Origin of the sequence: Streptococcus pseudopneumoniae (assembly GCF_038148935.1) — a bacterium.
Lineage (GTDB): Bacteria > Bacillota > Bacilli > Lactobacillales > Streptococcaceae > Streptococcus > Streptococcus pseudopneumoniae_U.
The window spans coordinates 1-10,893 of the sequence record NZ_JBBJZX010000066.1; the positions used below are offsets into that span (position 1 = coordinate 1).

The following is a 10,893-nucleotide window of genomic DNA, read 5'->3' on the forward strand; positions in this document are numbered from 1 at the left end:
TAAATCTAGGTTTGCTAGATTCACTGCTACTATCTATTTATTCGGAAAAGAAAGGAGAAAGTTAAAAATTTTTAGACTTCACAGGTTGAAATTTACATAAAAAAGCAGCTGATTCTTTTTTTGATTCTACCATATTTCTAGCGATTACTACTATAAATAGGATACATTCCAGTTTCTAGTAGAAAAGGACTCTGAAAAGCAAATAAAACCCAGTATTAGGAAGAGTTAAATCTTATCTGAAAATGACTAGCTCTCAAGCTATAGTTTTGTGTCTAGATATAAGTATCACTAAGAAAAACTCCATAAGTAAACATACCGAAATTGGATGTTCCTACTATTCGAAAACCTCTTCAAACTACGTCAACTTTGCCTTACCTACAGCTTCAAAAGGACGTTTTGAGTCATCTGCTGGTAGATTTATTCATTGATTTTCAATCTTCTAATACTAAACAAAAATCAAACAACTATAGTAAAATAACATAAAATTTGCATAAATAGATTAGGAAAATCAAAGCAACTTCTAAGAATGTTTTAGCAATCGCAGTGTACTTTCCCAGTCTCAATCCACTATAACTCTGCACATAAAAATGGAGAAGATGGAAATCCTCTTCTCCAAATATTAACTTCTTTACAAACCAACTATAGTTGACAAAGAACCTAAAATCAATTGATAACACAGAGTCAGGTCGGTCAACTCCTTCAACTGTAGCCCTGTCAATTCTTCCCACTTATCAATCTTGTATTGGAGAGAATTGCGGTGCAGATAGAGTTTCTGGGCTGTTTTAGTGAGAACAGCACTATTTTCCCAAAGAGAGAGGATGATTTCCTGAATCTGATCTTGATCCAAAATCATCTGGTGTAGACATTCCTTGATTGGCTTCAAGTCTACAATTCTTTCCCCCATACTCCAAAGATAGAGTTGTGAAAAGGTATGAACACCTTGGTGACCCTGACGCCACCAAGTCTTAAACAAATCCCGCTCCGCTTTAATCAAGTCTGATAGGGCTTGATAGCCTGTCTGAGACCAAACCTGACCCAACATGATTGACAGACGAAGGCCAAAGTCATACTCAACCGCTTCAATCGTATCACTTAAAATAGCTCGTACAGAGGTGTATTTGTCTTGTTGAAGCACGAAAACATAATCCTGAGCTCCGACCTGAAGCACCGTCTGACAGTTGGGAAAAAGAGTCCGCATCATATCTAGCCAAGAAGCCAGATTTTCCTGCTGAAAATAGGAAAGATGACAATAAACCAGCTGAATTTTTTTAAAAGATTGCGGTGCCTGACCCTTGCCCTCAATCAGATAGGAATACCAAGGATTGAGCGAACGAGCCTGCTCCTGTTGGGTCAAGAGGGCAACCAACTGCTTTTCACGCTCACTGAGACCAGATTTCTCCAGCAAAATCCACTGCTGAGAAGCTAAAGGGAGCGTGAGATAACCCTCTTTCTCTACTGGCTGGTCTGAAATCTGAGCTTCAGGAAACCAGTCTTGTAGTTCTTTTGCCATCATGTCCTAACCCTCCACTTTTTGGATGCACCACAAAATCAAGCTCTCAAGACGTTCCAGATTTTCAGTCATATGGAGATAGCCCATGACTGCTTCAAAACCTGTGGACATACGGTAAGTCACCACATCAGCATTTTTAGCCTTGGTGTGACTATTGGTATTGCGACCACGTTTGTAGATTTCTTCTTCTTTTTCCGTTAGGACCTGCTCCTCCAACATGAGAGAAATCAGGCGAGCCTGAGCCTTGGCTGAGACATACTTGGTCGCTTCTTGATGGAGTTTATTGGGCTTGGTCATACCTTTGAGGATGAGGTGACGACGAATATACATAGAATACACCGCGTCCCCCTCAAAGGCTAGCGCAATCCCGTTAATGAGATTGACATCAATCACGTGTCCACCTCACTCCATCTTTGGTATCAAGGAGCTTAATCCCTTGAGCAGCCAATTGGTCACGGATCTGGTCTGCTGTCGCAAAGTCACGATTGGCACGCGCTTCTTGGCGTTTTTGGATCAAGGTTTCAATCTCTGCATCCAAAACTTCCTCAACAAAGACAATTCCAAAAACTTCCAACATATCTGCAAGAGCTTGCTTAACACTTGCATCATAATTGCCAGAGTTGATCCATTTGGCCATTTCAAAGACTACTGTAATACCGTTGGCAGAGTTGAAATCCTCATCCATAGCTGCTACAAACTTGTCTTTAAAAGCTTGTAACTCTTTGACATCCACTTTTCCTGTAAATGGTTGCTCATAAGTGTTTTTCAGATACTTGAGATTGGTCTCAGCGTCTCGCACTGCCTTTTCCGTAAAGTTGATAGGCTTGCGATAATGTTGAGTCGCAAAGAAGAAACGAAGTACTTGCCCATCAAGAGTTTTAAGAGCATCATGGACTGTGATAAAGTTGCCCAAGGACTTAGACATCTTGACATTGTCAATATTGACAAAGCCATTGTGCATCCAGTAGTTAGCAAAAGTCTTGCCTGTTTTGGCTTCTGACTGGGCAATTTCATTAGTATGGTGTGGAAACTCGAGATCGGCTCCACCACCGTGGATATCAATAGTATCGCCCAAAATCTCTGTTGACATAACCGAACACTCGATATGCCAGCCCGGACGACCATATCCCCAAGGGCTATCCCAAGAAATCTCGCCTGGTTTGGCAGATTTCCAGAGGGCAAAGTCTACAGGATTTTCCTTACGAGCCGTTTCTTCATCGGTACGACCTGAAGCACCTAACTCCAAATCTTCCAAGGTTTTATTGGCCAACTTGGCATAGTTGTGGGATTTTTCCACACGGAAGTAAACATCCCCTTGACTCTCGTAGGCAAAGCCTTTTTCAATCAAGTCTTCCACAAAGCGGATAATGTCATCCATAAACTCCACTACACGCGGATGGCGGGTCGCAGGTTTAACGCCCAAGGCCGTCACATCCTCACGAAAGGCAGCGATGTACTTGTCCGCAACCTCCTGAGGCGTGATACCTTCTTCCTTGGCACGGTTGATAATCTTATCATCCACATCTGTAAAATTGGAAATATAGTTGACCTCAAATCCCCGATACTCAAAATAGCGACGAACCGTATCAAAAGCTACTGTTGAGCGGGCATTCCCCACGTGGATATAGTTGTACACGGTTGGCCCACAAACATACATCTTGACCTTGCCGTCCTCGATTGGGACAAATTCTCGCAAATCACGAGACATGGTGTCGTAAATTTTAATCATAAATCATAATCAGGAAAGCTGAAATACAAGAACAGTTCATTAGAACACTGACAGTTTAATTGAATTTCAGTCCGAATATCTCTACACTTCGGAATCCCTTGCTCCTTTCTCATTCAGATAAACCACCTGAGTCTGTTTGACAAAGCCAATTTTTTCATACAAGCGCTTGGCACCTACATTGCTATCTTCCACTGCAATCTGAAATTCCTTATCATTTTGCTCAATTAGTTGGTTGACAAGGGATTTTGCTAAGTAGCTTCCATAGCCTTTCCCACGTTCAGGTTCAGATATTGCTAACCCGTAGAAGTAATTCGTATTAGTCGATAAATCTACCGTGCAAGTTCCAATAACCTGACCGTCTTTTAACAAAATATATAAGCGACTTTCTGGATCTTTCAGAGCTTCAGAGACATATCTATCCACAACTTCTCTCGATTCATGTTCCTCTGAAAATGCCTGAAATTTTAACTGACTAATTTGATCCTGATACGAACTATCTGCTAACAAAACTTCAAGATTGGAAATGGTTGCTAACTGATAAGGTCTTCTATCCTTACCTAACCAAGTTTCTGTATCCTCGTCCTCAACCAATCCCCAGTTGCTGACAAAATCAGGATGACGGTCTAGAAAAATACGTTCTGTCTGAAAAGTAACTGAACGAATAGGAAAAGAAGCCATTTCTTTCTCAAAACTAGTAAACAATGCACGCGCAATCCCTTGATGGCGATGATCTGGATGAACCAGTATCGTCACTTCCACATCTTGGTCATCTGCATAGACAGTTAATAAACCAACAAGTTCGCCTTTTTCATAATAAAGGAAAAAGGCGGGCATGTTTGGGTCAAAATTAAGCATGTTAGAAAGATAGGGATCACGATAGGTACCGTCATAGTTTTGGCAACAGTTAATTAGTTTTTTCGCCTCAGATAGCTCCTCTTGGCTTAACTTGTTTCTTGCTTGAATCATATAGCTACCCTCTACAAACCAGACGATCTGTGACTGGCATCTTTAGCCTGCTCGAGTTTATTGACATAGTACTCTCGTTTTTCTTCAACTTCGTGAATGACCGGCTCATCCTTTTTACCATGTACACGGACAATCTTAGCAGGAATACCAACAACCGTCACATCACTAGGCACGTCTGCCACGACAACTGCTGCTGCACCGACCTTGGCATTTTCACCGATTTCCACAGGTCCGATAACTTGGGCATGGGCTGATATGAGAGCTCCCTTTCGAACGGTCGGATGGCGTTTGCCACAGTCTTTCCCTGTTCCCCCAAGAGTCACCCCATGATAGAGGAGAACTCCCGTCTCAACGATAGCCGTCTCTCCAATCACCAGACCCGAACCATGGTCGATAAAGACACCTGAATCAATCTGGGCACCTGGATGAATCTCAATCTGAGTCCAAAAGCGCCAGAACTGACTGTGCATACGAGCCAGTAGTTTGAAGCCATGCTTCCAGAGAAAATGCGAGAGACGGTGGGCCGCCAAGGCCTTGACACCTGGATAAGTCAGCAAAACCTCCAAAGTGGTGCGGGCCGCTGGATCATTTTCTTTTACGATATCAATGGTTTCGCGCCACCATCCCATACATTTCTCCTTTTCTTATTCTGAATCTTTTGGTGTTTCTGTAAATTCTTTCTTAGGTTTGTGATCCTTGTGATGACGTGGGCGGTGAGGACGCTCTGATTTTTCACCTTTTTCATCACGTTCAGGTTTTGGAGGACGAGGAAGAAGGGCTTTCATAGAAGCATCCACACGTCCTTTTTCATCAATCTTGATAACCTTAACATCAACTTCATCCCCGATTGCTACCAAGTCTTCGACATTATTGGTACGCGTCCAAGCCATCTCAGAGATATGAACAAGGGCATCTGTCTTGTCAAAGAGGTTAACAAAGGCACCAAATTTCTCGATACGAACGACTTTAGCACGGTAAACTTCATTCACTTTGGCTTCACGGACCAAACCAGCAATAATTTCTTTAGCACGGTTAATAGCATCTTGGTCGCTAGAGTAGATAGACACATTTCCTTCTTCGTCGATATCAATCTTAACGCCTGTTTCAGCGATAATCTTGTCGATGGTTTCTCCACCCTTACCGATGACAATCTTAATCTTGTCCACATCAATCTTGATGGTATCAATTTTCGGAGCAGTTGGAGCCAATTCTGGACGAACTTCTGGAATGGTTGCTTCAATCACATCAAGGATTTCAAAACGCGCTTTCTTGGCTTGGGCAAGAGCCTCAGTCAAGATTTCTGCAGTAATCCCTTGGATCTTGATATCCATTTGAAGGGCTGTAATCCCGTCACGAGTACCTGCAACCTTAAAGTCCATATCTCCAAAGTGGTCTTCCAAACCTTGGATATCTGTCAAGACTGTATAGTTGTTTCCATCTGAGATGAGACCCATGGCGATTCCTGCTACTGGCGCCTTGATTGGCACACCACCAGCCATAAGGGCAAGAGTTCCCGCACAGATAGAAGCCTGAGATGAAGAACCATTTGATTCCAAGACTTCTGCTACCAGACGGATAGCGTATGGGAATTCTTCCAAGCTTGGCAAGACTTGAGCAAGGGCACGCTCTCCAAGAGCACCGTGACCAATTTCACGACGACCTGGCGCACCGTAACGACCAGTTTCCCCTACAGAGTATTGTGGGAAGTTATAGTGGTGCATAAAGCGTTTCTTGTACTCTGGGTCCAAACCATCAATGATTTGAGTTTCACCCATCGGAGCCAAGGTCAAGACTGAAAGAGCCTGAGTTTGTCCACGAGTGAAGAGACCTGAACCGTGCACACGAGGAAGAAAGTCAACAACCGCATCCAAAGGACGGATTTCATCGACCTTACGACCATCAGGACGTACCTTATCTTCTGTGATCAAACGGCGCACTTCAGCGTGTTCCATTTGTTCCAAGATTTCAGCCACATCACGCATGATACGGTCAAATTCTTCATGGTCCGCATATTTTTCTTCGTAAACAGCAGTCACTTGGTCTTTAACTGCTTGAGTTGCAGCTTCACGAGCCAATTTTTCTTCTACTTGAACCGCTTTTTGGAGGTCGCTGTTGTAGGCTGCGATGATTTCAGCTTGCAAGTCAGCATCCACATGAAGCAATTCTACTTCTGCTTTTTCCTTACCGACAGCAGCAACGATTTCTTCTTGGAAGGCAATCAATTCTTTGACTGCTTCGTGCCCTTTGAGAAGGGCTTCCAGCATGATTTCTTCTGACAATTCTTTAGCACCAGACTCTACCATGTTGATGGCGTGTTTGGTACCCGCTACTGTCAATTCAAGAAGAGATTGCTCTGCTTGTTCTTGACTTGGGTTAATGATGATTTGACCATCTACATAGCCCACTTGCACCCCAGCGATTGGTCCGTCGAATGGAATATCCGAGATAGAAAGTGCCAAGGATGAACCAAACATAGCTGCCATCGGTGCAGAAGCATTTTCATCATAAGAAAGCACGGTGTTAATCACCTGCACTTCATTACGGAAACCTTCCGCAAACATAGGACGGATTGGACGGTCAATCAAACGCGCTGTCAAAGTCGCATCTGTTGAAGGACGTCCTTCACGTTTCATAAAGCCACCAGGAAACTTCCCAGCTGCATACATTTTTTCTTCATAGTTGACTTGAAGTGGGAAGAAATCCCCAGTTGCCATCTTCTTAGACATAACGGCAGCAGTCAAGACAGTTGACTCACCGTAACGCACGACAACTGCGCCATTCGCTTGCTTAGCAACCTGACCAGTCTCTACAATTAACTCACGACCCGCAAAAGTCGTTTGAAACACTTGTTTTGTCATTTTAATCCCCTTTGGGTTGATGAAATTATACGCCTTGCCTACAAAGATCAGGATACAAAGGGCGTAAAGAATCCCGTATGAAAATAGGAGATTGATGCAGTGTGCGATGCACACTAGGAAATCTATCTTTTTCACTAGGGATTTAGCCCGTGTTCAACTATTAGATACTTTGAAAAGTTTAAAAATATTATTCTTTAGTATTTTTCCTTTTTATAGCAGATTTGAATAGTTAAAAATCTGTTTATATCCTCATCTTTGTATCAAGTACGTACAGAGTCTATTTTATCATATTTTTCTTAAAAAGTGCGGTCTTTACCATTAAAAAGGAACCATTCCCCTCAGCTGAGAAGAATGGTTTGCTTTTTATTATCCTAGAGACTGGTGATTAAACAAGGCATGGGTTGCTTGGTGGATGTATTTTGCTGTTTCTGCATTGTTCATAGTGTAGAGATGCACTCCGGCCACATCCTGAGTTACCAAGTCCACGATTTGGTCCACTGCATAGGCAAGTCCTGCTGCGCTGAGCGACTCAGGGTCATGCTCATACTTGTCTAAGATGGCTTTAAATTTGCGTGGAAGATGGATATTCTCACAGGTCTTCAAGAGACGGAGAGCCTGATTTCGATTCAGAATTGGCATAATCCCTGCATGAATAGGAACATCAATCCCAGCCAAGATGCACTTGTCTTGGAAATCATAGAAGCGCTCATTGTCAAAGAAAAGCTGAGTTACGAGGCTCGAACAGCCTGCATCCACTTTCTTCTTAAGATTTTGAATATCTGAAATCTGATTTGGTGAATCTGGATGGCCTTCTGGATAACAAGCACCAACAATATCAAAGTGAGGGGCTTGTTCCTTGATGAACTCGATCAAGTCCGTTGCATAGCGGAAATCCTTTTGTGGTTCCACGTCTGGAATAATATCCCCACGAAGAGCCAAGATTTTCTGCACTCCAACCTTGTCCAAGTCTGCAATAGTTTCAGCAACCTTGTCCTTAGTCAAATAGATGGCTGGCAAGTGGGCAATGGTCGGAATCGCTAAGTCATTTTGGATAAAATCAGCCAAACGGACCGTCGTTTCCTTGATATTAAATTTATTATTGCTGGCAGTTACACTGATAAAGTGAGGAGCCAACTCCTGCATATCTTGAAGAGCAGAAATAATATTATCATTACCCACTGCTGGGTTGGGAGGGAACACTTCAAATGAGAGTGACGGTGTTTGGCGTGACATAGTCATTATCCTTTTCTAGTTGATTTTTTCGTTAGCTGGACTCCTAGAACCCAAGTGAAACAGGCAGATTGACCAAACAGCGCTTTTAGAGAAATCTTATCTTACAATTTCTCACGCGCAGCTTTAGCTGCTTCCACAAGGCGGATCAAGCTTTCTTTTGTTTCTGGAATACCACGTGTTTTCAAACCACAGTCAGGGTTGATCCAAACTTTCTTGCTTGGCACTTTAGCAAGAATGGCTTCGATTGTATGGTCGATTTCGCCTTCATTTGGCACACGAGGAGAGTGGATATCGTAAACCCCAGGTCCCACTTCTGTTTGGAAGTTTTTCGCTTTGAGTTCGTCCAAGATTTCAAGGTTTGAACGGCTAGCTTCAAAGGAAATAACGTCTGCATCCATGTTGTCGATAGCTGGGATGATATCTGTAAATTCTGAGTAACACATGTGAGTGTGGATTTGAGTATCTGGCGCTACTGTTGAGTGTACCAAGCGGAAGGCAGGAATTGCCCAGTCAAGGTAGTCTTCGTACCAGTCGCTACGACGGAGTGGCAATTTTTCACGAAGAGCAGCCTCGTCGATTTGAATGATTTTCACACCAGCAGCTTCAAGGTCAAGCACTTCATCCTTGATAGCAAGGGCGATTTGAAGAGTAGAATCCTTGATAGAGATGTCTTCACGTGGGAATGACCAGTTGAGGATGGTAACAGGTCCAGTCAACATACCTTTAACAGGTTTGTTTGTACGGCTTTGTGCATAGCTAGACCATTTAACAGTGATAGGGTTAAGACGAGTGACATCACCCCAGATGATTGGTGGTTTCACCCCACGCATACCGTATGATTGTACCCAACCATTTTTAGAGAAGAGGTAACCTGACAAGTTTTGACCGAAGTACTCAACCATGTCATTACGCTCAAATTCACCGTGAACAAGGACATCAAAGTCAATATCTTCTTGCCATTTGATCCATTCATCGATCGTTTCAGCAAGGAAAGCATCGTACTCTTCTTGAGACAATTCACCTTTACGGTAAGCCAAACGTTTAGCACGAACTTCTTTAGTTTGAGGGAATGAACCGATAGTTGTTGTTGGAAGAGCTGGAAGTTTGAAAGCTTCTTCTTGGATAGCTTCACGTTCAGCAAAGGCTGGCAAACGAGTGTAGTCTGCGTCTGTCAAGCCAGCGATACGCGCACGAAGTTCAGCATTTTCACCAACACGCTCAGTCGCAAAGAGTTCTTTATTAGCTGCAAGTGCTTCTTCACCTTGACCATTGCGGATAGCATCCAAATCACGAATCTCATCCAATTTTTCAACTGCAAAGGCAAAGTGGTTCAAGATTGCTGGTTCAAATTCTTCATTAGCTGTTGTAAATGGCACATGAAGAAGTGAGCATGAGCTTGTCAAGACAATGTTTTCAGCTGGGATTTGCTCAAGAACAGCCAAGCTCTTTTCATAGTTGTTACGCCAGATGTTTTTACCATTGACAATACCTGCATAAAGAGTCTTGTCAGCTGGGAAACCACCTTTAACGAGTTCAAGAGTTTTCTTACCTTCAACGAAATCAAGACCGATAGCATCTACTGGCAAGTTTACAAGGTCAGCATAGACATCACGAACATCACCGAAGTAAGTTTGAAGCAAGACTTCAAGACCTTTTTTGTCAGCCAAGAGTTTGTTGTAGAGGTTCAAGAAGAGAGCTTTTTCTTCAGCTGTCAAATCTTTTACAAGAGCCGCTTCGTCCAATTGGATACGAGTCGCACCAAGTTCTGCCAATTTAGCAAAAACTTCTTGGTAAGCAGCCACTAAGCTGTCTACGAAGTCTTCTGCTTTCACGCCTTCTTCAAAGTCTGACAATTGAAGGAAAGTGAATGGACCTACAAGAACTGGACGAGTGTTCAATCCAAGTTCTTTTGCTTCTTGGAACTCATCGAAGATCTTGTGACCTGCAAGTTTGACTTGAGTGCCTTTTTCAAATTTAGGCACAATGTAGTGGTAGTTGGTGTTGAACCATTTCTTCATTGGAAGGGCGCGAACGTCCCCTTTTTCTCCTTGGTAACCACGACCCAAAGCGAAGTAGCGCTCAAGGTCAGACAAGTCCAAGTTTTGAACTGAAGCAGGTACCACGTTGAAAAGGAAAGCTGCATCTAGGAAGTTGTCATAGTGAGAAAAGTCATTTGATGGAATTTCAGTGATACCTTTTTCTTTGACAATGTTCCAGTGTTTCGCACGCAAGTCTTTTGCTGCAGCAAGGAGTTCTTCTTCTGAGATTTCTTTTCTAAAGTATTTTTCAGTTGTAAATTTTAATTCGCGGAATTCGCCCAAACGAGGGAAACCGATGATTGTAGTTGACATGATGTGTCCTCCAAAATTTGTTGTTGAAACTATCTTAACAGAAAAGAAAGCGTCTGTATAATTGTAAAAAATTAGGCTTTGATATAGTTTGAAACTATATCTCCGTTTTAGACAAAAGAAAAAGACTTGAGACAAATGCCTCAAATCCTTTGTGTAGCTTGTTTTATAGCTTTATTTCAGTTAGACGGTTCAAACGCGTTATTAGTAATTCTTATAAGTGACTATGGCTTGTTATTAGAAAAGACT

At 42.7% G+C, this 10,893-nt stretch carries 8 protein-coding genes; all 8 read right to left on the reverse strand.

Going from position 1 to position 10,893, the window contains the following annotated elements:
* Positions 1-628: 628 nt before the first annotated feature.
* Positions 629-1,513 carry a helix-turn-helix domain-containing protein gene (locus WKI42_RS07600; protein ID WP_050260955.1) on the reverse strand — a complete coding sequence of 295 codons (885 nt, stop codon included), beginning with the start codon at positions 1,511-1,513 and terminating at the stop codon, positions 629-631.
* 3 nt (positions 1,514-1,516) lie between these two features.
* Positions 1,517-1,903, reverse strand: coding sequence for a Mini-ribonuclease 3 (locus WKI42_RS07605; RefSeq protein ID WP_045604720.1), 387 nt, complete (start codon positions 1,901-1,903; stop codon positions 1,517-1,519).
* Positions 1,896-3,239, reverse strand: coding sequence for a cysteine--tRNA ligase (gene cysS / locus WKI42_RS07610; RefSeq protein ID WP_050260954.1), 1,344 nt, complete (start codon positions 3,237-3,239; stop codon positions 1,896-1,898). Before cysS ends, WKI42_RS07605 begins: the two co-directional genes overlap by 8 nt.
* A gap of 81 nt (positions 3,240-3,320) precedes the next feature.
* Positions 3,321-4,205 carry a GNAT family N-acetyltransferase gene (locus WKI42_RS07615; protein ID WP_050260953.1) on the reverse strand — a complete coding sequence of 295 codons (885 nt, stop codon included), beginning with the start codon at positions 4,203-4,205 and terminating at the stop codon, positions 3,321-3,323.
* A gap of 11 nt (positions 4,206-4,216) precedes the next feature.
* The gene (cysE, locus tag WKI42_RS07620; protein ID WP_000539985.1) at positions 4,217-4,834 is read right to left on the reverse strand and encodes a serine O-acetyltransferase; all 618 of its coding nucleotides are present in this window, start codon (positions 4,832-4,834) and stop codon (positions 4,217-4,219) included.
* Between the two features lie 15 nt (positions 4,835-4,849).
* Positions 4,850-7,063, reverse strand: a complete 2,214-nt coding sequence (gene pnp, locus WKI42_RS07625; RefSeq protein ID WP_368081604.1) for a polyribonucleotide nucleotidyltransferase — start codon at positions 7,061-7,063, stop codon at positions 4,850-4,852.
* Positions 7,064-7,429: 366 nt separating this feature from the next.
* A complete protein-coding gene (gene metF / locus WKI42_RS07630; protein WP_368081605.1) occupies positions 7,430-8,296 on the reverse strand; it encodes a methylenetetrahydrofolate reductase [NAD(P)H] in 867 nt (288 codons plus the stop codon).
* Between the two features lie 101 nt (positions 8,297-8,397).
* Entirely contained in the window at positions 8,398-10,647 is a 2,250-nt protein-coding gene (gene metE / locus WKI42_RS07635) for a 5-methyltetrahydropteroyltriglutamate--homocysteine S-methyltransferase (protein ID WP_368081606.1), read from the reverse strand.
* Positions 10,648-10,893: the final 246 nt, after the last annotated feature.